Annotated in this window: 23 protein-coding genes and 1 pseudogene; 14 read left to right on the forward strand and 10 right to left on the reverse strand. The window is 67.6% G+C overall.

All coding sequences use genetic code 11. The annotated features are described in order from the left end of the window. Positions 1–71 precede the first annotated feature (71 nt). The 3 genes from FPV16_RS19340 to FPV16_RS19350 all read right to left on the reverse strand — a co-directional run bounded on the left by FPV16_RS19340 (position 72) and on the right by FPV16_RS19350 (position 2,690). On the reverse strand, positions 72–845 hold the full coding sequence (locus FPV16_RS19340; protein ID WP_227439999.1) for an ABC transporter ATP-binding protein: 774 nt from the start codon (positions 843–845) through the stop codon (positions 72–74). A 36-nt stretch (positions 846–881) separates the two neighbouring features. Beyond that, complete coding sequence (locus FPV16_RS19345) at positions 882–1,622, reverse strand: ABC transporter permease (protein ID WP_227440031.1); 741 nt, start codon at positions 1,620–1,622, stop codon at positions 882–884. Positions 1,623–1,715: 93 nt separating this feature from the next. Beyond that, the gene (locus FPV16_RS19350) at positions 1,716–2,690 is read right to left on the reverse strand and encodes an aliphatic sulfonate ABC transporter substrate-binding protein (RefSeq protein WP_227440000.1); all 975 of its coding nucleotides are present in this window, start codon (positions 2,688–2,690) and stop codon (positions 1,716–1,718) included. A 182-nt stretch (positions 2,691–2,872) separates the two neighbouring features. Between FPV16_RS19350 and FPV16_RS19355 the strand changes: the two genes are divergently transcribed. Together FPV16_RS19355 and grpE are read left to right on the forward strand one after the other, a co-directional pair. Next, positions 2,873–5,662 carry a [protein-PII] uridylyltransferase gene (locus FPV16_RS19355; protein WP_227440001.1) on the forward strand — a complete coding sequence of 930 codons (2,790 nt, stop codon included), beginning with the start codon at positions 2,873–2,875 and terminating at the stop codon, positions 5,660–5,662. A gap of 247 nt (positions 5,663–5,909) precedes the next feature. Next, positions 5,910–6,506 (forward strand): nucleotide exchange factor GrpE, encoded by a 597-nt coding sequence (gene grpE, locus FPV16_RS19360; protein WP_227440002.1) that lies wholly within the window; start codon positions 5,910–5,912, stop codon positions 6,504–6,506. A gap of 63 nt (positions 6,507–6,569) precedes the next feature. Here grpE and FPV16_RS19365 read toward each other — a convergent pair whose 3' ends face one another. The 5 genes from FPV16_RS19365 to FPV16_RS19385 form a co-directional block, all read right to left on the reverse strand. Next, positions 6,570–7,541: a hypothetical protein gene (locus FPV16_RS19365; RefSeq protein WP_227440003.1), complete on the reverse strand. Its 972-nt coding sequence runs from the start codon at positions 7,539–7,541 to the stop codon at positions 6,570–6,572. Between the two features lie 306 nt (positions 7,542–7,847). Further along, positions 7,848–8,486: a 2,3-bisphosphoglycerate-dependent phosphoglycerate mutase gene (locus tag FPV16_RS19370; protein ID WP_018045802.1), complete on the reverse strand. Its 639-nt coding sequence runs from the start codon at positions 8,484–8,486 to the stop codon at positions 7,848–7,850. 105 nt (positions 8,487–8,591) lie between these two features. Then, a complete protein-coding gene (gene dapB / locus FPV16_RS19375) occupies positions 8,592–9,389 on the reverse strand; it encodes a 4-hydroxy-tetrahydrodipicolinate reductase (protein ID WP_227440004.1) in 798 nt (265 codons plus the stop codon). An 84-nt stretch (positions 9,390–9,473) separates the two neighbouring features. Further along, entirely contained in the window at positions 9,474–10,160 is a 687-nt protein-coding gene (locus FPV16_RS19380) for a MarC family protein (RefSeq protein WP_227440005.1), read from the reverse strand. A gap of 32 nt (positions 10,161–10,192) precedes the next feature. Continuing rightward, the gene (locus FPV16_RS19385) at positions 10,193–10,927 is read right to left on the reverse strand and encodes a class I SAM-dependent methyltransferase (RefSeq protein WP_027171510.1); all 735 of its coding nucleotides are present in this window, start codon (positions 10,925–10,927) and stop codon (positions 10,193–10,195) included. A gap of 186 nt (positions 10,928–11,113) precedes the next feature. Here FPV16_RS19385 and gloB point away from each other — a divergent pair, with 186 nt between their 5' ends. The 11 genes and pseudogenes from gloB to FPV16_RS19440 all read left to right on the forward strand — a co-directional run bounded on the left by gloB (position 11,114) and on the right by FPV16_RS19440 (position 23,669). Beyond that, a complete protein-coding gene (gene gloB / locus FPV16_RS19390) occupies positions 11,114–11,893 on the forward strand; it encodes a hydroxyacylglutathione hydrolase (RefSeq protein WP_227440006.1) in 780 nt (259 codons plus the stop codon). A gap of 169 nt (positions 11,894–12,062) precedes the next feature. Continuing rightward, complete coding sequence (locus tag FPV16_RS19395) at positions 12,063–12,713, forward strand: TetR family transcriptional regulator (protein ID WP_227440007.1); 651 nt, start codon at positions 12,063–12,065, stop codon at positions 12,711–12,713. A gap of 290 nt (positions 12,714–13,003) precedes the next feature. Further along, the gene (gene mdh / locus FPV16_RS19400) at positions 13,004–13,966 is read left to right on the forward strand and encodes a malate dehydrogenase (protein WP_227440008.1); all 963 of its coding nucleotides are present in this window, start codon (positions 13,004–13,006) and stop codon (positions 13,964–13,966) included. 112 nt (positions 13,967–14,078) lie between these two features. Beyond that, positions 14,079–15,275, forward strand: coding sequence for an ADP-forming succinate--CoA ligase subunit beta (gene sucC / locus FPV16_RS19405; protein WP_227440009.1), 1,197 nt, complete (start codon positions 14,079–14,081; stop codon positions 15,273–15,275). Positions 15,276–15,283: 8 nt separating this feature from the next. Continuing rightward, positions 15,284–16,168: a succinate--CoA ligase subunit alpha gene (sucD, locus tag FPV16_RS19410; RefSeq protein WP_227440010.1), complete on the forward strand. Its 885-nt coding sequence runs from the start codon at positions 15,284–15,286 to the stop codon at positions 16,166–16,168. A 187-nt stretch (positions 16,169–16,355) separates the two neighbouring features. Continuing rightward, positions 16,356–19,343 carry a 2-oxoglutarate dehydrogenase E1 component gene (locus FPV16_RS19415; RefSeq protein WP_227440011.1) on the forward strand — a complete coding sequence of 996 codons (2,988 nt, stop codon included), beginning with the start codon at positions 16,356–16,358 and terminating at the stop codon, positions 19,341–19,343. Between the two features lie 58 nt (positions 19,344–19,401). Continuing rightward, positions 19,402–20,724: a 2-oxoglutarate dehydrogenase complex dihydrolipoyllysine-residue succinyltransferase gene (gene odhB, locus FPV16_RS19420; protein WP_227440012.1), complete on the forward strand. Its 1,323-nt coding sequence runs from the start codon at positions 19,402–19,404 to the stop codon at positions 20,722–20,724. Positions 20,725–20,791: 67 nt separating this feature from the next. Then, positions 20,792–21,043, forward strand: a complete 252-nt coding sequence (locus tag FPV16_RS19425) for a DUF4160 domain-containing protein (RefSeq protein WP_227440013.1) — start codon at positions 20,792–20,794, stop codon at positions 21,041–21,043. Next, complete coding sequence (locus tag FPV16_RS19430; RefSeq protein ID WP_227440014.1) at positions 21,040–21,339, forward strand: DUF2442 domain-containing protein; 300 nt, start codon at positions 21,040–21,042, stop codon at positions 21,337–21,339. Before FPV16_RS19425 ends, FPV16_RS19430 begins: the two co-directional genes overlap by 4 nt. A gap of 17 nt (positions 21,340–21,356) precedes the next feature. After that, on the forward strand, positions 21,357–22,757 hold the full coding sequence (lpdA, locus tag FPV16_RS19435) for a dihydrolipoyl dehydrogenase (protein ID WP_227440015.1): 1,401 nt from the start codon (positions 21,357–21,359) through the stop codon (positions 22,755–22,757). Positions 22,758–22,945: 188 nt separating this feature from the next. Then, a pseudogene (locus FPV16_RS19440) lies at positions 22,946–23,669 on the forward strand (glutathione S-transferase). Here FPV16_RS19440 and FPV16_RS19445 read toward each other — a convergent pair. Continuing rightward, entirely contained in the window at positions 23,623–24,648 is a 1,026-nt protein-coding gene (locus FPV16_RS19445) for a tyrosine recombinase XerC (RefSeq protein WP_413629321.1), read from the reverse strand. The pseudogene FPV16_RS19440 and the gene FPV16_RS19445 overlap by 47 nt on opposite strands. Positions 24,649–24,819: 171 nt before the next feature. On the opposite strand from FPV16_RS19445, the gene FPV16_RS19450 reads away from it, so the two are divergent. Beyond that, a complete protein-coding gene (locus FPV16_RS19450; RefSeq protein ID WP_227440016.1) occupies positions 24,820–25,404 on the forward strand; it encodes a histidine phosphatase family protein in 585 nt (194 codons plus the stop codon). A 26-nt stretch (positions 25,405–25,430) separates the two neighbouring features. Here the strand turns inward: FPV16_RS19450 and FPV16_RS19455 are convergent, their stop codons facing one another. Continuing rightward, on the reverse strand, positions 25,431–26,144 hold the full coding sequence (locus tag FPV16_RS19455; protein ID WP_227440017.1) for a hypothetical protein: 714 nt from the start codon (positions 26,142–26,144) through the stop codon (positions 25,431–25,433). Between the last annotated feature and the right edge of the window lie 89 nt (positions 26,145–26,233).

The raw sequence follows: 26,233 nt of genomic DNA on the forward strand, positions 1-26,233 counted from the left end.
TGTCGGCTTATGTAGGCTTAATCGTTGCCTCGGCGTCTAACCTGGGATGCGCCCGGACGCCAGGGAAGGCCTCACCACCATTGCGCTGCCTCGGTGGGCGCTGCCGCCTGGGCGGGCTTGAGCGAACGGTCCAGGGCGGCCAGGATGCGGCGGGTGGCGGCCTCGCTATGCGGCGAGGCCGGATCGCGCGGGCGGGCCAGCGCCAGGGGGATCGCATCGTCGAGGCGGCCTGGCTTGGGGCGCATCACCACCGCCCGGTCGGCCAGCGCCACCGCCTCTCCCACATCGTGGGTGACGATGAGGATCGTCGGCTTCGTCTCCTGCCAGAGGGCGAGAAGGTGGCCGTGCAGGTCCTTGCGGGTGAAGGCGTCCAGGGCCGAGAACGGCTCGTCGAGGAGGAGCACGCGGGGGTTCGCTACGAAGGCGCGGGCGATGGACACGCGCTGCTGCTGCCCGCCCGAGAGTTCCCTCGGCCAGCGGCGGGCATGTTCGCCGAGTCCGACCATCTCCAGGGCATGGGCGATGCGGGCCTTGCGCTCGGTTTTGGCGAGGTGGCTCAGTCCGAAGCCCACATTGTCGGCCACATCGAGCCAGGGCAGCAGGCGCGGCTCTTGGAAGACGAGGCCGACGCCCGGATGCGGCTGCGCGATGGTCTCCCCGTCGAGGACGATGCTGCCCTCGCTCGCCCGGTCGAGCCCGGCGACGAGCCGCAGCAACGTGGTCTTGCCACAGCCCGAGCCGCCGATCAGCGCCACGATCTCGCCCTGCGGCACGGTGAGATCGATGCGCTCCAGCGCCCGCGTGCCGTCGGAATAGGTCTTGGACAGGCTATCGAGGGTGAGCATCGCGGGGCGCCAGCCTTCTTCGAACCGGGGGAGGGCCTACAACGTCTCCCGCGCCGTGTCCTGCCAGCGCGTGAGAGGCCGGGTCACGGCGACGAGGACGGTATCGGCGAGCTTGCCGAGGATGGCGAAAGCGATGATCGCAGCGAGGATCTGGTCGGCTTTGCTGAATTGCTGCCCGTCGATGAGGAGGTAGCCGAGCCCCTCCGAAGCGCCCATCAGTTCGGCGGCGACCACGAACAGGAAGCCGAGGCCGAGGCCGGTGCGGAGCGCGGTCAGGGTCGCCGGCAGGACGGCGGGGAGCAGGATGCGCCGGGCGAGCTGCAGGGTCGAGAGCCGGAAGATCCGGCCGACCTCGATCAGCTTGCGGTCCACGGAGGCGATGGCCCCCGCCACGCCGATATAGACCGGGAAGAAGACGCCCACGGCGATGAGCGCCACCTTCGGCGTCTCGAGGATGCCGAGCCAGAGGATGAACAGCGGCACCCAGGCCAGCGACGGCACGGCGCGCAACGCCTGAAGCGTCGGATCGAGGATATGGCGGGCGGTGGGAAGCGCCCCGGTGAGGGCGCCCGCCGCGATGCCGGCCACCGCGCCGAAGGCGAAGCCGAGGGCGACGCGCACCAGCGTCGCCTGAACGTGCATCCAGAGATCGCCGGAGGCGGCGAGATCGTAGAGGGTCACCGCGATCCGGCTCGGCGGGGGCATCAGCCGCCCCTGGGCGAGACCGGTATGGACGGCGGATTCCCAGCCGATCACCAGGGCGAGGGGCAGGATCAGGCCGAGGGCGACGCGGCCGCCCTGGTCCCATACCGTCTCTCGCCGAGGCTTCGGCGCCGACTTCGCGTCGTCCGCTCCGGGTTCAGCCACGGCTCAACGGGCGGCGGGCGCGTATTGCGGATCGATCAGCCCGTCCACCGCCGCCTTCACATCGGTGCCGGCCGGGATCACCCCCGCCTGCTGCAGGGCGATGCCGGCGGCGCCGATCGACTCGGCCTGGGCCTTGCCGATGGCGGGCTGGGTGAGATCGGTGCGCTCGATCTGCCGGGCGATCACCGGTTCGGGCAGCTTCGTCACGGCCACGAGGGCGTTCTTCAGGGCGTCGGGATTCTTGATCGCGTAGTTCCGGGCGGTCTCGTAGGCGGCGATCACGGTGCGGACGAGGTCCGGGTTGGCCTTCGCGAAATCCTCGCGCACGTCGAGGACGCCCCAGGTGTTGGCGGCGGCGTCCCGGTAGAACAGCACGGCGTCGTTCTCGATCTCGGAGGCCGCCATCATCGGGTCGAGGCCGGCCCAGGCATCGACGTCGCCCCGGTCGAGGGCGGTGCGCCCATCGGCATGCTGGAGCAGGACGAGCTTGGCGTCCTTCTCGGTCAGACCGGCGCCCTGGAGCGCGCGGATGAGGAAGATGTGCGGGTCGGTGCCGCGGGTCACCGCGATGCGCTTGCCCTTGAGGTCGGCGGGCTTGGTGATGCCGCTGTCCTTGCGGGTGACCAGCGCCGTCCATTCCGGCCGCGAGAAGACGTAGACCGCCTTGATCGGGTTGCCGTTGATCCGGGCGAGCAAGGCCGCGGCCCCGGCCGAGGACCCAAAATCGATGGCGCCGCCATTGAGGAATTCCAGCGCCTTGTTGGAGCCGAGGGATTGGGTCCAGCGCACCGTGATGCCCTTCTCCTTCAGGGCCTCCTCCAGGAAACCCTTCTCCTTGAGGATCAGGCTCACCGGGTTGTAGGTCGCCCAATCGAGGCGGATCTCCTTGACTTCCGCCGCCTCACCGGGGCGCGGCATCAGCAGAAGCGACGCGGCGCCGCAGATGGCACTCAGGGCGGCGCGACGGGACAGAGTCATCGGTCAATCGTCTCCATGGTCCCGGCAGTCACGCGGGGCATCCGAGGTAGCCAGGACCGTTCGTTTCGTCAAACGATTTTTCCGGCAGAGAGAACGATATCCTAGGGATTGCCTATCACATCTACGCAGCTGCCTAGCGTTGTCTCTGGTGTCCCTCCGGGAACATGATAACGGGTTTGCGCATGTTCGATGCTGGCGCCGCCCTCAAAACGGTCCTCACCACTCTCGACCGCGACGTGCGCGAGGCGACGCAGCTGCGCGCGCTTCTCGTCCCCGAGCTTCGGCGCATCATCGAGCTCGGCCATGCCGATGCCGAAGCCCGGCTGATGGAGGAGCGCGACGGCACCGCTTGCGCCCAGCGGATCAGCAACCTCACTGATGCGGTGATCCGCACGATCCACGATGCGGTGGTGTGGCGGCTCTACCCCAACGACAATCCCTCCACCGGCGAACAGCTCGCCGTGGTGGCCACCGGCGGCTACGGTCGCGGCACGATGGCGCCGGGGTCGGACATCGATCTCCTGTTCCTGCTGCCCTACAAGCAGACCGCCTGGTCCGAGAGCGTCGTCGAGGCGATGCTCTACGTGCTGTGGGACCTCAAGCTGAAGGTCGGCCACGCCACGCGCTCCGTGGAGGAATGCCTGCGCGAGGGGCGGGCCGACATGACGATCCGCACCTCCCTCCTCGAGGCGCGCTACCTCTTCGGCGCGAGGGCGCTGTACGAGGAACTGGTGACCCGGTTCGACACCGAACTCGTCATGTGGACGGCGCCGGAATTCGTAGAGGCCAAGCTGCGTGAGCGCGACACCCGCGTCTCGAAGGCGGGCGCCTCGCGCTACCTCGTCGAGCCCAACGTCAAGGACGGCAAGGGCGGCCTGCGCGACCTCAACACCCTGTTCTGGATCGCGAAATACACCTACCGCGTCCGCGACCAGAGCGAACTCGTCCCCGCCGGCCTGTTCACGCCGGAGGAGTACCGGGTGTTCGAGCGCTGCGAGGAGCTGCTCTGGCGCGTCCGCTGCCACATGCATTTCGTCACCGGCCGGTCCGAGGAGCGCCTGTCCTTCGGCCTGCAGCCGAGGATCGCCGAGCGCTTCGGCTACGAGCCGCGCGGCGGCCTGTCGGGCGTCGAGCGCTTCATGAAGGCGTATTTCCTGATCGCGAAGGAAGTCGGCGATCTCACCGCCATCGTCTGCGCCGCCCTCGAAGCGCGCCATGCCAAGCGCACACCGGTCCTCGACCGCTGGATCGGCCGCTTCCGCGATCGCTTCCGCGCCACCGCCATCGAGGCGGAGGATTTCATCGACGATCACGGCCGGATCAACCTGCGCACCGCGGACGCGTTCTCGCGCGATCCCGTGAACCTGATCCGCCTGTTCTGGCTTGCCGACCGCCATAACCTGCCGATCCATCCGGATGCGACGCGGGCCGCCACCCGCTCGCTTCGGCTCATCGGGCATTCCCTGCGCTCGGACACGGAGGCCAACGCGCTCTTCCTCGACGTGCTGACGTCGAAGAACTCGCCGGAGACGATCCTTCGGCTGATGAACGAGGTCGGCGTGCTCGGCCGGTTCATCCCGGATTTCGGCCGCATCGTCGCGCTGATGCAGTTCAACATGTACCACCACTACACGGTGGACGAGCACCTGCTGCGGTCCGTCGGCGTGCTGGCGGCCATCGATTCCGGCCAGGGGGCCGAAGACCACCCCATCGCCACGCGGCTCATCGACACGATCAGTCACCGGCGCGCCCTCTACGTCGCGGTGCTCCTGCACGACATCGCCAAGGGGCGCCCGGAAGACCATTCCATCGCGGGCGCGGCCATCGCCGAGAAGATCGGCCCGCGCTTCGGCCTCACCCAGGCCGAGACCGAGATCGTGGCCTGGCTGGTGGAACACCACCTGCTGATGTCGATGACGGCGCAGAGCCGCGATCTCTCCGACCCGAAGACGATTCAGAAATTCGCCTCTGTGGTGCAGACCATGGAGCGGCTGAAGCTCCTAATGATCCTCACCGTATCGGACATCAAGGCGGTGGGACCGGGCGTGTGGACCGCCTGGAAGGGGACGCTGTTGCGTACCCTCTACGACGAGACCGAGGTGCTCCTTTCCGGCGGCCATTCCGAGATCGCCCGGACCGACCGGGTCCGTCTCATCCAGATGGGCCTGCGGGAGCAGCTGGCGGATTGGGATCCGGCCTTCTTCGACGCCTATTCCGCCCGGCACAACCAGGCATACTGGCTGAAGGTCGATGCCGTCCGCCAGTTCAAGAATGCGGGGTTCGTGCGCGGTGTCATGGAGGATGGGCGCACCGTCGCCACCGTCTACGAGACCGATCCGACCCGGGGCGTGACCGAGCTCACGATCTACTCGCCCGATCACCCGCGCCTTCTCGCCATCGTCACCGGGGCCTGCGCGGCTTTGGGCGGCAACATCGTCGATGCGCAGATCTTCACCACCACCGACGGCTTCGCCCTCGATTCGATCTTCATCTCCCGCGCCTTCGAACGGGACGACGACGAACTGCGCCGCGCCAAGCGCATCACCACGGCGATCGAGCGCGCGCTGAGGGGCGAGATCCGCATCGCCGATCTCGTGGCGGACCGGCACCCGCCGAGCAACCGCTCCAACACCTTCCTGATCCCCCCGGACATGGCGATCGACAACGCCCTGTCGAGCCGGGAGACCGTCGTCGAGGTCACCGGCCTCGACCGGCCGGGCCTGCTCTACGAGCTGACCACCGCCCTCGGGCGCCTCAGCCTCAACATCACGTCGGCCCATGTGGCGACCTTCGGCGAGCGGGCGGTGGACGTCTTCTACGTCACCGACCTCACCGGGACCCGCGTCACCCAGCCCGACCGGCAGGCGGCGATCCGCAACGCGGTGATGGAGATCTTCGCCAGCGACGTCGCCGCCTTGAGGGCGGAGGGGCTCGAAGCCCTCGTGGAGTCCCCGCCTCCGCGGGAAGCCTGAGCCCCCTGCAAGCCTGAATCTCGCGGGGGGCTGAGGCGGAAGAGAGGGGCGGGACGGCGCTCGGCTTGATTTCATCCCGCGCGCGTCTGATATCAGCTGCGATCCCGGAGCATGGTGCCGAACCCCGTCGAGCGGGTTCTCGGCGCCGTGGCCCGACCCCATTCCGATCGACCGCGTGCCGACGGTCTCCGGCGAACGAGACCGGCGACTGGCGCGGGGCGAGCAACCTTGCGATCGACGAAGAGCGATGATGGCGAACGACATGGAGCATGACGGGCAGCGCGCCGAGACGGCGACGGAGACCGACGTGAAACCCGAGGCGCGCGTGGAGGACAACGCCGTCGCCTTGGCGAGCCTGATCACCGAGCGCGACGAGCTGAAGGATCGCGTCCTGCGCACCTTGGCCGAGATGGAGAACCTGCGCCGGCGCACCGAGCGCGAGGTCGCCGATGCGCGGACCTATGCGGTGACGAATTTCGCGCGCGACATGCTGAACGCGGCCGACAACATCCGCCGTGCGCTGGAGAGCGTGCCGGCGGAGGCCGCCTCCACCGCCGAGGGACCGCTCAAGGCGCTGATCGACGGGATCGAACTCACCGAGCGCGATCTCGCCAAGACCCTGGAGCGGCACGGGGTGAAGCTCATCGAGCCCCAGGGCCAGCGCTTCGATCCCAACCGCCACCAGGCGATGTTCGAAGTCCCCAATGCCGAGGTCCCGAACGGGACCGTGGTGCAGGTGATGCAGTCCGGCTACGTCATCGGCGACCGGGTCCTGCGCCCGGCCCTGGTGGGTGTCGCCAAGGGCGGCCCCAAGGCGGCGACCAATCCCGCGGATGCCGCCTGAGGCATCCGCCCGAACCAATGGCCTCGTCCCGGATGATGCGTCCGCGACGAGGCGACGAGGCCGCTACTTTACCTCGACGCTGTCGATGACCGCGCGGAACTGGGACAGCATGGCGCTGCGCTGGTCGGCCCGGACCACGCCGAGCGCGCGGAGATAGCCGTCCGGCGCGAAGCGGATGGTCTGGGACACCACCACCGGCGTGTTCGAAGGGCCGTCGACGGCGCGGGCAACGATCTCGTGCCAGTCGACGCCGTTCTGGCGGTAGGTCTGCGAACGCTCGACCGCGAAATCCTTCATCGTCTGGTTCGAATAGAGCGCCGCGCGGGCGAAGGCATCGCGCTGCTCCGGCTGCGGCGGCTGCTGGACGGCCTGGGCCAGGACCAGGATGGGCTGTTCGAGATTCAGCATCTGGTCCTTCGGTCCTTGCGTCATCAGCACCGAATTGCCCGCGAGCACCCGGACGGGACGGAACCCGGCCGATTCGCGGATGCGGAACGGAAGGGCCGCGACCTGCTCGTCCAGGGTCAGTTCCGGCCGGATCTTCACGCTGGTCAGCATGCTCCGCATGGTTTCCGGCGTCTCGGCATCGGGTACGGTCTGGGCGATGATGATGCCCGTGACCGTGGTGTCGCCGACGAGCAGGAGCCATTTCTTGATCGCCGGGGTGGCCGCGCCCTCCGGCGCTGGCTGCTCCCCGGTGAAGAGCACGGCGTCCACGTCGCCCGCGACCTTGATGGCCTCCCGCGTCGCGACGACGAACCCCTGCGTGCGCAGGTTCTCGTCGGTGAAGCTCTTCTCCAGATCGACGAAGGCCGTCGACGGCAGCTCGACGATGGAGAGCGTCGCACCGCCTTCCAGGCGCTCGAAGCCGGAGAACCGCTTGGACAGCGCCATGTCCGAGGCCGGCGTGAAGCCAAAGCGCGAGCTTGGCGGGAAGATCGCATCGGCGGCCCAAGCCACGGAGACGGCGCCTGACGAGAGCCCGGCGATCAGGGCCAGTGCCACGACCGGACGGACGAGGTTGCGCAGACGCATCGGATGGATTCTCCGGGGCGGAGCCGATGATCGTGGCTCCGGGTCAGGGTGTTCGGACGCGAGACGTCTCCGGTCAAGGCGAAGGGCTCGCGCGGCCTTCCTGAAGAAGGCTCGCCGACGATGGGTCGGCTCACGCCTTCCCGCTGTCAAGCGCCCCGGTCGCCCTGCGGCGGGGCCGTGGCTCCACGCCGCTGGCCGCGAGCCGCCCGCACGGAGCCGCCCTCTGGGGAACAAGGGGCGTTCCGAAGGTCGGATCCGGAATCGCAAGTCGGTGCCCGGCACATCCTTTCGACCTTCGATACGCCGTCAGGCGTCGTGGTCGATGTCCCGCTCGAGCACGGCCTTGCTCTCCACCGTGGTGTCGGCCTTGAGCTGGTAGACCAGGGGGATGCCGGTGGCGATCTCGAGACTGGCGATGGTCTTCGTGGTCATGCCGTCGAGCACCATCACCAGCGCCCGCAGGGAGTTGCCATGGGCGGCCACCAGGACGCGCTCTCCCGCCATGACGCGCGGCAGGATGGTCTGGATGTAATAGGGCAGCACGCGCGCCGCGGTGTCCTTCAGGCTCTCCCCGCCGGGGGGCGGAATGTCGTAGGACCGGCGCCATTGGTGAACCTGGGCGTCGCCCCAGCGCTCGCGGGCATCATCCTTGTTGAGGCCCGACAGGTCGCCGTAATCGCGCTCGTTGAGCGCCTCGGACCGGACCGTCTCGATGCCGCCCTGGCCCATCTCCTCCAGGATCAGCGCGCAGGTATGCTGCGCCCGCTGCAGGTTGGAGGTGAAGGCCACATCGAACGCATAGCCCTGCTGCTTCAGCCAGCGGCCGGCGGTCCTGGCCTCGGTGATGCCGAGCTCGGTGAGTTGCGGATCGCGCCAGCCGGTGAAAAGCTTCTTGAGGTTCCATTCGCTCTGGCCGTGGCGAGCGAGGACGAGCAGGCGCTCCATCAGACGTCCATCCTATGTCTCGGTGAATGGTGCGACGCAACAGAATCTGCGCCTGCGGGGCTGGTGTACCGGCCAACCTGAACAGTCAATGACCGGGCGCTCGTATCAGAGGCCGAGGACGTCGGCCATGCCGTAGAGGCCGGGCGGCTTGGCGTAGGCCCACAACGCCGCCCTTACGGCGCCACGGGCGAAGATCGCGCGATCTTCGGCGTGATGGCTGATGGTGATGCGCTCGCCGGGGCCGGCGAAGGTCACGCTGTGGTCGCCCACCACCGTGCCGCCGCGCAGGGTGGCAAAGCCGATATCGCCGGGGCGGCGCACGCCGGTATGGCCGTCACGGGTCGAGACGCGGGTCTCGGCGAGGCTGACGCCGCGCCCTTCCGCGGCCGCCTCGCCGAGGAGGAGTGCCGTGCCGGAGGGAGCATCCACCTTCATGCGGTGATGCATCTCGACGATCTCGATGTCGAAATCCTCGCCGAGCGCGGCGGCGACCTTGCGCACGAGGCCGGCGAGCAGGTTCACGCCCAGCGACATGTTGCCCGAACGCACGATGCGGGCATGGTGCGCCGCCGCAGTGAGCTTGGCGATGTCCGCTTCGGCGAGGCCGGTCGTGCCGACGACGTGGACGATGCGGGCCTGGGCGGCGAGTTCGGCAAAGAAGGTCGTCGCCGCCGGGGCGGTGAAGTCGAGGACGCCGTCGGTGGCGGCGAAGACGGTGAGCGGATCGTCGGAAACGGTGACACCGAGGGGCGGCAGGCCGGCCAGCGCCCCCGCATCCTGGCCGAGGGCGGGCGAGCCCTCGCGCTCGACGGCGCCGCTCAAGGTGCATCCCTCGGCCTCCGCCACCGCCCGGATCAGCATCCGCCCCATGCGCCCCTCGGCGCCGACCACTGCGAGCCGCATCCTGTCGCCCTTCCTCGAAACGTCGCGCCTGCGGTACAGCCTCGGCCACCCGATGCCAAGGCGAGGGGGAGGAGAGGTGAAAGCTCAGTGTCGCGTGGCGAGGATCGGTCCGAGCACGTCGCCGACGCCGTTCACGGTGATTTGGGTGCCGATGCACAGCAGCAGGAAGGCGAAGAGCCGGCCGAGGACCCGCGCTCCCACCGGGCCGATGGCCGTCACCACCCTGTCGGCCGAGCCGTAGGTGAATCTCACCAGGATCGCGATGGCGAGGGCCGCCAGCGACATGCCGAGATAGAAGCCGATGCGGTCGGGGCCGGCGGCCGGCCGGTTCGAGCCCAGGGCGATCGCCACGGCGATGGTGCCGGGGCCGGTGGTGAAGGGCAGGGTCAGGGGGAAGAACGCCACGTCGGCGACGCTGTCGCTCGTGTCATGGGTCGCCTCGGCCTGTTTCCGGGCCTCGCGGATCTCGGGCGCGCTGAGCAGGGTCCAGGCGGAGGCCGCGACCACGAGGCCGCCGGCGATCCGCAGCGCGCCCAGCGAGACCCCGAAGAAATTGAGGATCGGCGCCCCGGCCCATAGAGCCGCGAGCATGATCAGCGCGGAGTAGAAGCCGATGCGCTTGGCGATCTCCACCCGCTCCGGATGCGAGTTCTGCGCGGTGATCTGCGAGAAGATCAGCGCCGAGCCCACCGGATTGACGATCGAGAACAGGCTGGAGAAGGCGAAGACGAAGCTGTGGAGCGCCGCCTCCGGGTCGATCAGGCTGAACATGGAAGCGAATGCCTTGGAGCGGGTGTTCGGGTTCAACCCGGGGACGGGGTGGGGACGAGGACCCGCGCTGGAGCGAAGCGGGCGGCCCGTTGCACCTGACGGACCGCCACCGGACGGTAGAGCTGCTTCGTGGCATCGATGACGTGCAGGCCCGCGAAGGGGAGGGAGAGGCCGGTGCCGACCTTCTCCCAGGCGCCGGCCGTCCTCAGCCAGAGCCGACTGTTCACCGGAGGCATGTAAAGGGCCTCGGCCCATCCTTCCGGCGAGAACTGGGTGGTCCGCATCAGCCGACCGAGCTGCGAGCGGCTGTAGGGCTGGCCGTGGCCGAACGGCGTCGCATCGCGGCGGGCCCAGACGCCGCGCCGATTGGGCACGACGAGGATCATCCGCCCGCCGGGCGTCAGCACGCGCCAGACGTCCTGGAGCAATTCGGTGGGGCTCTCCACCGATTCGAGAGCGTGGACGAGGATCACCCTGTCCACCGCCGCCTCCGGCAGGGGCATCATGGTCGGGTCGGCGAGGGCCGAGCAGGATCGTCCGCCCCCGGGCCAGTTCACGACGCCCTGGGTCGCCGGCATGAAGGCGAGGGTGCGCTCGGCGATGACGTGGACCGGCCCGAGATAGGGCGTCGCATAGCCGAGGCCGAGAACCCTCAGGCCCGAGACCGAGCCGAGGAACCCATGGATCGCCCGCCCGACGATGCGATGGGTCACGCCGCCCAGCGGGCTGGCATAGAAGGCGCGCAGATCGGTCACGTCGAGGCGCATGGGGCGGCTTGCTCCGGCGCGGCCGGACGTTGTCGAGGTTACAGGGTTCTTTGACGCAGGGTCGGAATCGGATCAATGGGGACGAGACCGCTCGCCCACAAGCCGGCATGCCGCGTCAGGGGGGAACTCGGCCCTGACGCGTCGGGTTCTGCCTCAGGACAACAGCGCCACAGACAGGAACGCCTCGTGACCGTCTCCCGCCCCGAGATCCGCACCTTCCTCTGCCGCAGCGATAATATCGGCGTTCTGATCCGCGACCCCGCGACGGGCGCCTGCGCCGCCATCGACGTGCCCGAGGCGGCTCCCGTGCTGAAGGCCCTCGACGAGACGGGCTGGACGCTCACGGACATCCTCGTGACGCACCGGCATCTCGATCATGTGGAGGGGATCCCGGAGGTGAAGCGGCGCACGGGCGCAAAGGTGACCGCCCCGCGCAAGGCCGGCCCGGACGTGCCGGAGGTGGACGTCACCGTCGCCGAGGGGGATCTCGTCCGGGTGGGCGATCTCGAAGCCGAGGTCTGGGAGATGCCCGGCCATTGCCGCGACCACGTCACCTACTGGTTCGCGGAGGCGGGGATCGTCTGCGCCGGCGATACCCTGTTCACCCTTGGCTGCGGACGCGTGGTGGAGGGCCAGCCCGAATCGCTGTGGCGGTCGCTGGAGCGGTTTCTCCCCCTGCCCGACGACACCCAGGTCTTCAGCGGCCACGATTACGTACTTGCCAACGCCCGTTTCGCTGTCGCTGCCGATCCCGACAACCTGTTGTTGAGGGATCGCATGGCGCAGGCGGAGGAGGCCAAGGCCGCGGGCCGTTTCTTGATCCCGACGACGATGAAACACGAGCGGGCGACCAATCCATTCCTCCGTTCCACGGAGCCCGCTTTGGCTAAAGCAGTGAATCTCGCGCCTAATTCACCCGCAGAGGTAGTGTTCACTGCATTAAGGGCCTGGAAGAACAGCTTCTGACCAGCTATGGCCGTCTGGCTGTCTCGGACTCAGCGAGACAAGCGGGGGCGACGCCGACTCCGGATACGGCCCGCCCTCCTTATCAGCGCCGGCTGGAGTATCGATGGAGACGGCAGGTACGTCCTTTGTGGTCGGCTATGATTCGGCCGGCAGCGATGATGCTTCACCCATGATGGGGCTTCGTCCGCCCGACAGGTCCAAGGCTCGAATCGGCCGGACCAGCCCCGCACCGCTCTCGGTGGATGCGCGCCTCCTCGCGATCGCGACGGAACATCTGGCGCGCCTCGGGCACAAACGGGTGACGGTCGTGGCCGTGGCCGCCGAAGCCGGTATGACCCATGCCAACGTCTACCGATATTTTCCTTCCAAGGACGCCCTGCTCGATGCCGTCGCAGGGCGCTGGCTCCGGGATGTGGAGGCGGAACTCGCCCGCATCGCCGATGCGCCCGACCCCGCCGACGACAAGATCGAACGCCTGCTGATGGCCCTGGCGAGCGCCCAGCGCGAGGTGCTGGCGCGGGAGCCGCACCTGTTCGCGGTCCATCTCGACGCGACCGTGGCCGCACGGCCCATCGCCCGGCGTCACCGGGTGCGCCTGCGCAGCCTGGTCGAACGGGTGGTGGAAGAGGGGATCGCGGCGGGCGCCTTCGTGGCGCGGGACCGCGAGCGGGCGATCGCCTACATCTTCGATGCGAGCTACCGGTTCACCCATCCGCTGGCGATGCAGCACGATTCCGACCTGCCCGTCGACCTGATCCAGGCACGCTTCGGAGCCGTGATCCTGGCCATCCAGAAAGTGCTGCGAATGGGCGCACTTTAGGCAAAGTGACAATTATCACAGCCTGTCACCGAAGCTTTGCCGTCGAACCGGCGCAAGCTTCGGCCACCTAAATCCTTCGGACGATAGGATTTTATCCCAAGCGCATTCTTTCGGCCCGATCCGCCTCTGGCCCGAACTCTGCTTGGCGCCGACCACGTCGGGTTGAAGCATGGGGACTTTTCCGCCACACCGTCGCGGCGAAATCAACGTGCGATCGCGACCCCGGCAAGCAGCCCGTCCGTTCGGACGGAGCATCGCGGATCGGCACTGATACTGGAGGTTCGTTTTCCATGGCACGCAGCAAGATCGCGCTCATCGGCGCCGGACAGATCGGCGGAACCCTCGCGCATCTGGCCGGCCTGAAAGAGCTCGGCGACGTCGTCCTGTTCGACATCGTCGACGGCGTTCCCCAGGGCAAATCCCTCGATATCGCGGAATCGGCTCCGGTCGACGGGTTCGATGCCACCTATACGGGCGCCAGCGATTATTCGGCCATCGCCGGAGCCGACGTGGTGATCGTTACCGCCGGCGTGCCGCGTAAGCCCGGCATGAGCCGCGACGACCTGATCGGCATCAACCTCAAGGTCATGGAGGCCGTCGGCACCGGCATCAAGGAGCACGCTCCGGGCGCCTTCGTGATCTGTATCACCAACCCGCTCGACGCCATGGTCTGGGCCCTGCAGAAGTTCTCGGGCCTCCCCACCAACAAGGTCGTCGGGATGGCCGGCGTGCTCGATTCGGCCCGCTTCCGCCACTTCCTGGCCGACGAGTTCAAGGTCTCGGTGGAGGATGTCACCGCCTTCGTGCTCGGCGGCCACGGCGACGACATGGTGCCGCTGGTGCGCTACTCCACCGTGGCCGGTGTGCCCCTGCCCGATCTCGTCAAGCTCGGCTGGACGACCCAGGAGAAACTCGACGCCATGGTCGAGCGGACTCGCAAGGGCGGCGGCGAGATCGTGAACTTGCTCAAGACCGGCTCGGCCTTCTACGCCCCGGCCGCCTCGGCCATCGCCATGGCCGAGAGCTACCTGCGCGACAAGCGTCGGGTGCTGCCCTGCGCCGCCTATCTCAGCGGCGAGTACGGCATCGACGGCATGTATGTCGGCGTCCCGATCGTCATCGGTGCCGGCGGTGTCGAGCGCGTCCTCGAGGTGGAATTCAACGCCGACGAGAAGGCCATGTTCGACAAGTCGGTGGGCGCCGTGAAGACGCTGATCGAAGCCTGCAAGACCGTGAACCCGGCTCTGGCCTGAAACCTGACAAGAAGCATCGCACGCCGGCCGCATCGCGGCCGGCGTGAACGATGCCGGTGTCGTGTCTTCCAATCCCGCGCGCTGCCGCGGGACGAGACGAGGAAATGTCCGAATGAACATCCATGAATATCAGGCGAAGGCGGTGCTCAAGGAGTTCGGCCTGCCCGTCTCCCGCGGCGTGCCGATCTTCAAGCCCGAGGAGGCCGAAGCGGCCGCCAGGGAACTCGGCGGCCCGGTCTGGGTGGTGAAGTCGCAGATCCATGCGGGCGGTCGCGGCAAGGGCACCTTCAAGGGCGCTCCCGCCGGCGCCAAGGGCGGCGTGCGCGTCACCAAGTCCATCGACGAGGTCAAGCAGTTTGCCGGCGAAATGCTGGGTCAGACGCTCGTTACGATCCAGACCGGTGAGGCCGGCAAGCAGGTCAACCGCCTCTATATCGAGGAAGGCGCGCAGATCGCCGCCGAGTTCTACCTGTCGATGCTCGTCGACCGCGAGACCGGACAGGTCGCCTTCGTCGTCTCGACGGAGGGCGGCATGGATATCGAGACCGTGGCCCACGATACGCCCGAGAAGATCATCACCTTCTCCGTCGATCCGGCCACCGGGATCATGCCGCATCACGGCCGTGCCGTCGCCAAGGCTCTCGGCCTCACCGGCGCGCAGGCCAAGGAAGCGGGCGACCTCACCACCAAGCTCTACGCGGCGTTCACCGCCAAGGACATGAGCATGCTGGAGATCAACCCGCTGGTACTCACCGGTGACGGCCATCTCAAATGCCTCGACGCCAAGATCTCGTTCGATTCGAACGCGCTCTACCGCCATCCGGACATCGTGGCGCTCCGCGACGAGACCGAGGAGGACGCCAAGGAGATCGAGGCCTCGAAATACGACCTCGCCTATATCGCGCTCGATGGCACCATCGGCTGCATGGTCAACGGCGCCGGCCTCGCCATGGCGACGCTGGACATCATCAAGCTCTACGGCGAGGAGCCGGCGAACTTCCTCGATGTCGGCGGCGGCGCGTCCGAGGAAAAGGTGACGGCGGCCTTCAAGATCATCACCGCCGATCCGCAGGTGAAGGGCATCCTCGTCAACATCTTCGGCGGGATCATGAAATGCGACGTGATCGCCAACGGCGTGATCGCGGCGGTGAAGACGGTTGGCCTCGAAGTGCCGCTGGTGGTGCGTCTGGAGGGCACCAACGTCGAGAAGGGCAAGGAGATCATCCGGAATTCCGGCCTCAACGTGATCCCCGCCGACGACCTCGACGATGCCGCGCAGAAGATCGTCGCCGCCGTGAAGAAGGGCTGAGAGTACCCATGTCCATCCTGATCGACGCGAACACCAAGGTCATCTGCCAGGGCTTCACCGGCAAGAACGGGACCTTCCATTCCGAGCAGGCCATCGCCTACGGCACCAAGATGGTCGGCGGCACCAGCCCGGGTAAGGGCGGCGCGAGCCATCTCGGCCTGCCGGTCTTCGACACCGTGGCGGAGGCCCGCGAGGCCACCGGCGCCGACGCTTCCGTGGTCTACGTGCCGCCGCCCGGTGCGGCCGATGCCATCTGCGAGGCGATCGCCGCCGAGATCCCTCTCATCGTCTGCATCACCGAGGGGATTCCCGTCCTCGACATGGTGCGGGTGAAGCGGGCGCTGGAAGGCTCGAAGTCGCGCCTCATCGGGCCGAACTGCCCCGGCGTCGTCACCGCCGGCGAGTGCAAGATCGGCATCATGCCGGCCAACATCTTCAAGCGCGGCTCGGTGGGCATCGTCTCGCGCTCCGGCACGCTGACCTACGAGGCGGTGTTCCAGACCTCGAATGCCGGCCTCGGCCAGACCACGGCGGTGGGGATCGGCGGCGACCCGGTGAAGGGCACCGAGTTCATCTCCATGCTCGAACTGTTCCTGGCCGACGACAAGACCGAATCGATCGTGATGATCGGCGAGATCGGCGGCTCCGCCGAGGAGGAGGCGGCGCAGTTCATCGCCGACGAGGCGAGGCGCGGGCGCAAGAAACCCATGGTCGGCTTCATCGCCGGTCGCACGGCGCCTCCGGGTCGCCGCATGGGCCATGCCGGCGCCATCATCTCCGGTGGCAAGGGCGGCGCCGAGGACAAGATCGCGGCGATGGAAGCCGCCGGAATCCGGGTCTCACCCTCGCCGGCGCGCCTCGGCAGCACCCTCGTCGACGTCCTCAAGGGTTGAGGCTCGCGAGAATCTGTCACCTGTGTTGCGGTGCAAAATCGTCCCGCAGCCTCTATCTAGGAAGCGACGCGGCCTGATCGCCGCGTCGACACGGACATCCCCGTCGGAGCGCCCATCGGCGCCGCGAGGGGAGCAGGGGCCCGCCGCAGGGGCGGCTTCCCCGCCAAAAGCGGTAGGATGATCGACGATGGCTCGCCAGGACGCGCTTCTCGAAACCTCGTTCCTCACCGGCGGCAATGCCGCCTATCTCGAGGAATTGCAGGCGGCCTATGCCCGCGATCCGCATTCGGTCGATCAGCAGTGGCAGGATTTCTTCAAATCCCTCGGTGACGAGAGCGGCCTTGCCGAGAAGAATGCCGCGGGCGCCTCCTGGCAGAAGCCGAACTGGCCGGTTCATGCCAATGGCGAGATGGTCTCGGCCCTCGACGGCAATTGGGCGACGGTCGAGAAGGCGGTGGGCGACAAGATCCGTGCGAAGTCGGACACCGCCAAGCTCGATGGCGCCAAGGTCGCCAACGGCGCCGCCGTGGTCGCCGCCAGCGGCGTATCGGTGGAGCAGGCCACCAAGGATTCCGTCCGCGCGATCATGCTGATCCGCGCCTATCGCATGCGCGGCCATCTCCACGCCAAGCTCGATCCCCTCGGGCTCGCCCCACGCGGCGATCACGAGGAGCTGCATCCCCAGCATTATGGGTTCGAGGAGAAGGACTGGGACCGTCCGATCTTCCTCGATAACGTGCTCGGCCTGCAATATTCGACCATCCGCGAGATCGTCGAGATCCTGGAGCGCACCTACTGCCAGACCCTCGGCGTCGAATTCATGCACATCTCCAACCCGGAGGAGAAGGCGTGGATTCAGGAGCGCATCGAAGGCAAGGGCAAGGAGATTTCCTTCACGCCCGAAGGCCGGCGCGCGATCCTGAACAAGCTGGTGGAAGCCGAGGGCTTCGAGAAGTTCCTCGACCTCAAATACACCGGCACCAAGCGCTTCGGTCTCGATGGATCGGAATCGATGATCCCGGCGCTGGAGCAGATCATCAAGCGCGGCGGGGCACTGGGCGCCAAGGAGATCGTTCTCGGCATGGCCCATCGCGGCCGCCTGAACGTGCTCTCCAACGTGATGGCCAAGCCTTTCCGCGCGATCTTCAACGAGTTCAAGGGCGGCTCCGCGTCTCCCGCGGAGGTCGAGGGCTCGGGCGACGTGAAGTACCATCTCGGTGCCTCGTCGGACCGCACCTTCGACGACAACAACGTCCACCTCTCGCTCACAGCCAACCCGTCCCATCTCGAGATCGTCGATCCGGTGGTGCTGGGTAAGGTCCGCGCCAAGCAGGACCAGCGGGCCAAGCCGAACGTGCAGCGCACCAGCGTCGTGCCGCTTCTCATCCACGGCGATGCGGCCTTCGCCGGCCAGGGCGTGGTGGCGGAGTGCCTCGGCCTGTCGGGCCTGAAGGGGCACCGTACCGGCGGCTCGATCCACTTCATCATCAACAACCAGATCGGCTTTACCACCGATCCGCGGTTCTCGCGCTCGTCGCCCTATCCGTCGGACGTCGCCAAGATGGTGGAGGCGCCGATCTTCCACTGTAACGGCGACGACCCGGAGGCCGTGACCTTCGCGGCCAAGATCGCCATCGAGTACCGGCAGAAGTTCGGCAAGCCCGTCGTCATCGACATGCTGTGCTACCGGCGCTTCGGCCATAACGAGGGCGACGAGCCGGCCTTCACCCAGCCGAAGATGTATCAGCGCATTCGCAAGCATCCCACAGCGCTGGAGACCTACGGGAAGAAGCTCGTTGCCGAGGGCGTGCTGACGCAGGAACAGTTCGACGCGCGCAAGGCCGAGTTCCGCGCCATGCTCGATGGGGAGCTGGAGGTCGCCGGTAACTACAAGGCCAACAAGGCCGATTGGCTCGACGGCCGCTGGTCCGGCTTCAAGGCCGTGCGGGAGGATGTCGACGATCCGCGCCGCGGCAAAACCGGCGTGCCCGCCGATACCCTGCGTGAGATCGCCCAGCGCATCACCACGCCGCCGCCGGGCTTCCATCTCCACCGCACCATCCAGCGCTTCTTCGACAACCGCGCCAAGGCCGTCGAGACGGGCAAGGGCATCGATTGGGCGACCGCCGAGGCCCTGGCCATCGGATCGCTCCTCGTCGACGGTCACCGGGTCCGCTTGTCCGGCCAGGACGTGGAGCGCGGAACCTTCTCCCAGCGCCACGCCGTGGTGATCGATCAGGAGAACGAGCAGCGCTACACCTCGCTGAACTCCATCCGCGACGGGCAGGCGAATCTCGAGGTCATCAATTCGATGCTCTCCGAGGAGGCCGTGCTCGGCTTCGAATACGGCTACTCCCTGGCCGAGCCCAACGCCCTGGTGCTGTGGGAGGCGCAGTTCGGCGACTTCGCCAACGGCGCGCAGGTGGTCATCGACCAGTTCATCTCGTCCGGCGAGCGCAAGTGGCTGCGCATGTCCGGCCTGACGCTGCTGCTGCCGCACGGCTACGAGGGCCAGGGGCCGGAGCATTCCTCCGCGCGCCTCGAGCGCTTCCTGCAGATGTGCGCCGAGGACAATATGCAGGTCGCCAACTGCACCACGCCCTCGAACTACTTCCACATCCTGCGCCGGCAGCTGAACCGCGAGTTCCGTAAACCGCTGGTGCTGATGACCCCGAAATCGCTCCTGCGCCACAAGCGTGCGGTGTCGAACCTCGACATGCTGGCCGAGGGATCGACCTTCCACCGCGTGCTCTGGGACGATGCCGAACACGAGGAGGACGGCGTCCGGCTGGTGAAGGACGACAAGGTCCGCCGCGTCGTGCTGTGCTCGGGCAAGGTCTATTACGACCTCTACGACGAGCGCGAGAAGCGCGGCGTCAACGATGTCTACCTGATGCGCGTGGAGCAGCTCTATCCGTTCCCGCTCAAGGCGCTGGCCAACGAAATGGCGCGGTTCCGCAACGCCGAGGTGGTGTGGTGCCAGGAGGAGCCCAAGAACATGGGCGCCTGGTCCTTCGTCGATCCGTATCTCGAATGGGTGCTCGGCCAGGCCCAGTCCCAGGTGAAGCGGGCCCGCTATGTCGGCCGCCCGGCTTCGGCTTCGACAGCGGTCGGCCTTCTCTCCAAGCATCAGGCCCAGCTCCAGGCCTTCCTCAACGAAGCGCTGGCGGCCTGACGCCTCCGGCACTCCCTTTCATCCGACGCGACCAATCATTTCGGGCGGACTCCACACCATGGCAACCGACATCATCGTCCCCACGCTTGGCGAATCCGTGAGCGAGGCCACCATCGGCCGCTGGTTCAAGAAGCCGGGCGACGCGGTGGCGGCGGACGAGCCCCTGGTGGAGCTCGAGACCGACAAGGTCACCCTCGAGGTCAACGCCCCCGCCGCCGGCGAACTCGGCGAGATCCTGGCGAAGGACGGCGAGACCGTGGAGCCGGGTGCCCTGCTCGGGTCCATCGTCGAGGCCGGTGCCGGCGGTGGCGCGAAGGCCGCCGCTCCGAAGAAGACAGAGTCCAAGACCGAGACCCGCACCGAGGAACCGGCAAAGCCGCAAGCCGAAGGGGCGGCGAAGGCGCCGGCGGAAGAATCCTCTGCCGCTTACGGCAACCACGGCGATGCCGCCGCGCCGACATCCGATCGCCCCGCCGGGGACAATGGTCCGGCCGTCGCCAAAATGGCGCGGGAATCCGGCATCGACCCCTCGACGGTGAACGGCACCGGCAAGGACGGTCGCGTCACCAAGGGGGACATGATCGAGGCGACCTCCCGGGCGCCGTCCGCCCCGGCTGAGGCGCCGGCCCGTCAGGCCAAGGCGCCCTCGCCGCCGCGCCCGGCCTCGAAGCCCGACGATGCCGCGCGCGAAGAGCGCGTGAAGATGACGAAGCTGCGCCAGACCATCGCGCGCCGCCTGAAGGACGCCCAGGACACGGCGGCGATGCTCACGACGTTCAACGACGTCGACATGTCCGCCGTCATGGCCCTTCGCTCGCAGTACAAGGACATCTTCGAGAAGAAGCACGGCACCAAGCTCGGCTTCATGGGCTTCTTCACCAAAGCGGTGATCGGCGCCCTGAAGGACGTACCGGCGGTCAATGCCGAGATCGACGGCACCGATCTCGTCTACAAGAACTACTACCATATCGGCATCGCCGTCGGCACCGATAAGGGCCTCGTCGTGCCGGTGGTGCGCAATGCCGACGACCTCTCCATCGCCGGCATCGAAAAGACGATCTCCGGTTTCGGCAAGAAGGCGCGGGACGGCAAGCTCTCCATTGAGGAGATGCAGGGTGGCACCTTCACCATCACCAACGGCGGCATCTACGGTTCGCTGATGTCGACCCCGATCCTCAACGCGCCGCAATCGGGCATCCTCGGCATGCACCGGATCGAAGAACGGCCTGTCGTGCGTGGCGGAAAAATCGAGGCGCGGCCGATGATGTATCTCGCGCTTTCCTACGATCACCGCATCGTCGACGGGAAGGAGGCGGTGACCTTCCTGGTCCGTGTGAAGGAGGCCCTGGAGGATCCGGCACGCCTCGTGCTGGACCTGTGACGGGAGCCAGTCATCGCCATGTCTGAGCCGACCGGCATCGTTTCCGTCCGGGTGATCGCCTGAAACAATGCCGGTCGTCGCGATCATCGATGGAATCAAGATTTGGTTCTACAACGATGATCATCCGCCACCTCACTTCCATGCAGAGTACGCCGAGCACGAGGCCCTGATCGACCTCGACACCCTGAAGATCATCGTCGGCTTCCTGCCGAGAGCGCAGTACCAAAAGGTGGTGGCCTGGGCTGAGACGCGCAAACCAGCGCTCCGGATCGCGTGGATCACCGCTCAGTCCGACATCAATCCTGGGAAGATCCCATGAAACGTCTCGCCCGCATCAGAGAGGCCGAATACGTCATTCACGGCGTCCTCAAGATCGTCTGGGACGACGGTTACGAAGGTATCGTGGATCTTCGCCCGACGATCGATCGCGGCAAGATCTTCACGTACCTGCAGACCCCCGAGAACTTCCGCAACTTCACGATCGCAGAATACGGCCATTCGATCGGCTGGGTCGGCCATGCCGGTGAAGAAATCGATCTCGATGCGCACAATCTGCGCACGAAATCTGAGAATCAGGCCAAGCTTCAAAAGCTGGTCGCCACCATGCACTACTAGAATCGGACCATATTCGCATGTCCTACGATCTCGTCGTCATCGGCACCGGCCCCGGCGGCTATGTCTGCGCCATCCGCGCCGCCCAGCTCGGGCTCAAGACCGCCGTGGTGGAGAAGCGGGCGACCCATGGCGGCACCTGCCTCAATGTCGGCTGCATCCCGTCGAAGGCGCTGCTCCATGCCTCGGAGGCGTTCGAGGAGGCCTCGAAGCATTTCGCCGATATGGGCGTCATCGTCAGCGCGCCGGAGCTCGATCTCAAGAAGATGATGTCGTTCAAGCAGGACGGCGTTGACGGTAACACCAAGGGCGTCGAGTTCCTGCTGAAGAAGAACGGAATCGACGCCTATCACGGCCTCGGCCGTGTCGCCGGTGCCGGCCGTGTCGAGGTGCTGTCGGATGATGGCGGCAACCAGATGCTGGAGACGAAGAACATCGTCATCGCCACGGGCTCCGACGTGACGAAGCTGCCCGGCGTGACCATCGACGAGACGATCGTCGTCTCCTCCACCGGCGCCCTGGAGCTCCAGGCCGTGCCGAAGAAGCTCCTCATCATCGGCGCGGGTGTGATCGGCCTCGAACTCGGCTCGGTCTGGCGCCGCCTCGGCTCCGAGGTCACCGTGGTGGAATATCTCGACCGCGTCCTTCCGGGCATGGACGGCGAGGTCGGCAAGCAGTTCCAGCGCATCCTCGGCAAGCAGGGCATCGTCTTCAAGCTGTCGTCGAAGGTCACCGGCGTCGAGGTGAAGGATGGCGCCGCCACGGTCTCGGTGGAGCCGGCCGCCGGCGGCGAGGCCGAGAAGCTCGAAGCCGACGTGGTGCTCGTGGCCATCGGCCGCGTTCCCTACACCGAGAAGCTGGGTCTCGAGACCGTGGGTGTGCAGCTCGACAACAAGGGCCGCATCCAGACCGACAGCCACTACGCCACCAACGTCACCGGCATCTACGCCATCGGTGACGTGATCGCCGGGCCGATGCTCGCGCACAAGGCCGAGGACGAGGGCGTCGCCGTCGCCGAGTTGCTGGCCGGTCAGTCGGGCCACGTGAATTACGGCGTCATCCCGAACGTGGTCTATACCTATCCGGAGGTCGCCTCGGTGGGGAAGACCGAGGAGGAACTGAAGAAGGACGGCATCGCCTACAATGCGGGCAAGTTCCCCTTCACCGCCAATGGCCGCGCCAAGGTGAACCACACCACCGATGGCTTCGTGAAGATCCTGGCGGATGCCAAGACCGACCGGGTGCTCGGCGTCCATATCGTCGGCGCGGATGCGGGCAACCTCATCGCCGAATTGGCCGTCGCCATGGAATTCGGTGCCAGTGCCGAAGACGTGGCCCGGACCTGCCACGCCCATCCGACCCTCACCGAGGCGGTCAAGGAAGCCGCCCTCGCCGTCGGGAAGCGGGCGATCCATATCTGAGGGATTAAGGTACTGTCCCTCCCGCTCGCCTCGTCCTGAGGTACCGCGAAGCGGCCTCGAAGGAGGCTTCCAGGAATCGCCGCGCGAACTGGAATTGTCCTTCGAGGCCTCCGCTTCGCTCCGGCACCTCGGGATGAGGTGGCCGGGTCGGAATGGGTATCCACCCACCGCCAAAGCGGAGCGGCCAGATGGCCTACGAGCTCTATTACTGGCCGACGATCCAGGGACGCGGCGAGTTCGTCCGCCTCGCCCTGGAGGATGCCGGCGCCGAGTATGTGGACGTCGCTCGGGGGCGGGACGAGGACGGGCAGGGCCTCGGTGCCCTGACCGCCCTTCTGGAAGATCCGTCGATCGCCCGGCCCGGCTTACGCGCCGCCCTTCCTGCGGGACGGCGCTCTCGTCATCGGCCAGACCGCGGCGATCCTGCTCTATCTCGGTCCCCGGCTAGGCCTCGCGCCCGCCAGCGAAGCCGACCGCCTCTGGATCCACCAGATCCAGTTGACCATCGCCGATGTCGTGGCCGAGGCGCACGATACCCACCACCCCATTGCGGTGAGCCTCACCTATGAGGAGCAGAAGCCCGAGGCGGCGCGCCGCGCCGGGGATTTTCGGGCGAACCGAATCCCGGAATACTTCGCCTGGTTCGATCATGTGATCGGCCGCAGCGGCGGCCGGTACCTCGTCGGCGAGACCGCCACCTATGCCGACCTATCCCTGTTCCAGCTCGTGGCCGGGCTGCGCTACGCCTTTCCGAGGACGATGGAGCTTTCCTTGAGGGACAATCCCCGGGTCGCCGCCCTGCACGACGCCGTTCGGCAGCGGCCGAGGATCGCCGCCTATCTGGCGAGCCCGCGCCGCATTCCCTTCAACGAGCAGGGGATCTTCCGGCGCTATCCAGAACTCGATCCGTAGCGCGCGTGCCCGCACGGGGATGGGCCTGATCGAACGCATCCATCAGGCGGGCGGCGTCGACCTTGGTGTAGAGCTGCGTCGTCGAGAGGGAGGCATGGCCGAGCAGTTCCTGGATCGCGCGTAACTCTCCCTGGCGGGCCAGGAGGTGTGTGGCGAAGGAATGCCGCAAGGCATGGGGAGTGGCGCTGTCCGGCAGGCCGAGGGCACCGCGCAGGGAGGCCACCGCATACTGGATGATCCGTGGCGAGAGCTTGCCGCCCTTCACGCCCACGAAGAGGGGACCCTCGGGGTCGAGCGCATGGGGGCACGCCGCGAGATAGGCGGCCACCGCCTCGGCCACCACGGGGAGGATCGGCACCATCCGCTCCTTGCCGCCCTTGCCCATCACCGTCACCGAATCCACGCCGGGCACGGGGGCATCGCGCCGGGTGAGGCCGAGGGCTTCGGAAATGCGCAGGCCGGAGCCGTAGAGCAGGGCGAGGACGGCGGCGTCCCGCGCCAGAACCCAGGGCTCGCGCGTCTCCCCGGCGCGGATGTCGATGTCGGTCAAGGCACGGGCGGCGACGATGGGGATCGGTCGCGGCAGGCGCCGCTCGACCTTGGGCGAGCGGATCGCGCCGAGGGCGGACACGCTGCCGTGGCCTTCGCGTTCGAGGTGGCGCGCGAAGGAGCGCAGGCCCGCAAGCGCTCGCATCAGCGATCGACCGCTCACGCCCTCCGCTCTTCGCGCGGCCATGAACCCGCGGATGTCGCGCGGCTTGAGGGCGACGAGCCCGGCGATGCGCACGGCGCCGGTGCGGCTCTGCAGATGGCAGAGGAACTGCCTCAGGTCGCGGGCATAGGCCTCCACCGTGTTGGCGGCCATCCGGCGCTCGCGCAGCAGAGAGTCCTGCCACGCCATGGCGACGGACCGGACCGCATCGTCGCCGGGGAAGGCGACGGCGCAGGCTTCCGGAATGGGGGGAGGAACATGGAGCATCGCGCGGTGATCCGGGGGCGAAAAGCCCACTCAACGCCACTGAGGTTGACGGAGCGTTGCCGACGGGGCGAGTCCGTCGCGGCGATGACCGGCCTTTTCGCGGAACGGCAGGCAGGCTAGGCGCTTGTCCAACGCACCCGACCCCCGTCGCTCCTCCCGATCCGAGCCCGCATGCCCGAGACACGCATCGTCTGCATCCGCCATGGCGAATCCACCTTCAATGCTGCCCATCGCCTCACCGGGCGCGATCCCGGCCATATCGACGCCCGGCTGACGGACCGGGGCCTCACCCAGGTCGCGGCGGCGCGCGAGAGGCTGCGGGACATCCCGTTCGATCTGGTGGTGACCTCCCCGCTCACCCGCGCCATCCAGACCACCGCCGGCATCTTCGGCGATCACCCGGCCAAGCCCGAGATCCTGGTGGAAGTGCTCCATCGCGAATGTCAGGAGAGCAGCTGCGACGTCGGCCGCGCCGCCTCCGTGCTGAAGGCGGAATTCCCGCATCTCGACGTCGATCACCTGCCGGAGATCTGGTGGCATGCCGAGGGCGAGCCGATCGCGGAAGGCGTGCATGTGGAGCCGCGCCACCTCTTCGATCGGCGGGTGGACACGTTCCGCGACTGGCTGACGGAGCGGCGCGAGCGCACCATCGCCGTCGTCGGCCATGGCACGTTCTTCTTCCACCTCACCGGCATTTGGCTCGACAACTGCGAGACCACCGAACTCGATCTGGCATCGGGGCCGGTGGCGGGCTGAACCGCGCTGTTGGGGTCGACAAGCGCTTACACCGCGCCCGCCCGCGCGGCATCCAGTCGTTCCCGCGCCTGAACGAGATCGATGTCGGGGGCCTGTCGCCCGATGGCGAGGGCCTCGCCGAGGATCGTCGCGGCGCTGTCCCAGACGCCCTCGGCGAAGGGGGCCGCACCCTCCGCGATTTCGGCCGCGCAGCGGGCATCGTCGGCCGATTTCACCGCGGCCGCCGCGCTGCGAGCGATGGCCGAGGCAAGGGCGCCGCGTCGCCAATCCCTCTGCCGGGACGCGGCCTGCGCAACCGCGCTTCCCCGCCACGCGGCGTCCTGGGCCGCCGAGACCCCCGCAGCGAGATCTCGTGCGTCGTCGCAACGGGCGGCGAGATCCGCGAAACCCGCCCGGTCGAGGAGGGGCGGCAGGATGCGGCGGATGTTCTCCAGGGCGAGAAAGCGCATGCGCCGCTCCTCGACGTGCCCGGCATCGGCGGAGCCGGACAGTCGCAGGACGAAGGCCATCAATCGGGGGCGCTGGTCGTCCGGCATCGCGTCGTTCAGGCCGAGAGCGTAGGCGGCGAGGGGCTTCGAGAAACAGGGCGGGCAGTCCGAGGAGGAGCGGATCGTCCGGTAGGGCAGGCCTGCGGCGACGATCGCCGCCTCGTTGATGCAGGTGCCGCCGTCGGGTCCGGGGAACGGGTGCGAGCCGGCCAGCAGGCGCCAATGGAGGATATGCTCGAAACCCGTTGCCATGCGTGCCGGCTCCCTCTGGTTTCACGGGAAAACCCCGCTCGAACCGACGGGGCTCGTGAAGCCTGCCACGGGATCGCGGGCCGTGACGA

The organism is Methylobacterium sp. W2 (assembly GCF_020662345.1).
Taxonomy (GTDB): domain Bacteria; phylum Pseudomonadota; class Alphaproteobacteria; order Rhizobiales; family Beijerinckiaceae; genus Methylobacterium.